At 39.6% G+C, this 1,259-nt stretch carries 1 protein-coding gene; it reads right to left on the bottom strand.

Going from position 1 to position 1,259, the window contains the following annotated elements; genetic code table 11:
• Positions 1-8 precede the first annotated feature (8 nt).
• A protein-coding gene (locus C9I86_RS19745; protein ID WP_369926393.1) for an IS3 family transposase occupies positions 9-1,186 on the bottom strand; the annotation gives its coding sequence in 2 pieces (ribosomal slippage) (positions 9-928 and positions 928-1,186; 1,179 coding nt in all).
• Between the last annotated feature and the right edge of the window lie 73 nt (positions 1,187-1,259).

The following is a 1,259-nucleotide window of genomic DNA, read 5'->3' on the forward strand; positions in this document are numbered from 1 at the left end:
TGAAGTGGTCAAGTAAAATTGGCCACTGATTTGTATTCATTATTAAATCGGCGTTCTGATTCATTCGGTGTCAAACCACCGTTATATTGATGGGGCCTGACTTGGTTGTAATATCGGATAATGTATTTAGTGATCGCCACTTTAGCTTCATTCGATGAGCTATAACCCGCCGTTGGCATCCATTCTGTTTTAAAACTTCTAAAAAATCGCTCCATTGGAGCATTATCCCAACAATTTCCACGTCGACTCATACTTTGTGTAATTTGATACCGCCAAAGTAATCGGCGAAATTGTTTACTTGTATAATGACAGCCTTGATCTGAATGAAACATGACACCTTTAGGCGCCCCTCGAACTTCATAAGCCATCGAAAGGGCTTTACCTGTTAGATCTGTATTGGGTGAGCCTGACATTGCCCAGCCAATAACCTTACGAGAAAATAAATCAATCACAACAGCAAGGTACAACCAACGTTGTCCTGACCAAATATACGTCACATCGCCACACCAAACCTGATTAGGCTCAGTAACTGCAAACTGGCGATCTAATGTATTAGGGATATTTAGATGTTCATTTTCTGCTTTTTTATAACGATGCTTCTTAACCTGACAACTGACTAACCCTAATTTTTTCATGATGTTAGTGGCTTTATATCGACTTAACGACACGCCTTTAGTTGTAACGATACCTGCAATCGTTCTGGCTCCTGCAGAGCCACCACTAGCACGATGTGCAGCCTTCACTTCACTAGATAATAGCACTTGCTCTTTTGACTGCGTTTTGGGCCGTTTAGCCCAATATTTATAGCTACTGCGATGAATGTCAAAGACATTGCAGAGGATAGATACAGGATAATAAGCTTTTAATTCATCAACTAAAATGAAGTTTTGAATGAGTCCGAGGCCAAAAGAGCGGTTGCTTTTTTTAGTATTTCTTTCTCCATTTCAATCCGTTTAATCTTCTTTTCTAATTCACGAATTTTAAGCTGGTCAGGTGTCATTGGTGTTGCTTTTGGTGTAATCCCACCACGTTCATCTTTAAGTTGTCGAACCCACTTATCCATTGTTGATTTACCGACATTCATTGCTTCAGCGGCTTCTTTTATGGAGTAGCCTTGATCTAAAACGAGTTGTGCTGATTCTAATCGAAATTCGGGTGTAAAATTAGGGCGTATTCTTTTAGTCATAGTGTCACCTATTAAATTATGAGGTGATGATATCACCTCTAACTAGGTGGCCAAATTTAATGTACCACTACAA

It is taken from the genome of Photobacterium sp. NCIMB 13483 (genome assembly GCF_003025475.1).
Lineage (GTDB): Bacteria > Pseudomonadota > Gammaproteobacteria > Enterobacterales > Vibrionaceae > Photobacterium > Photobacterium piscicola.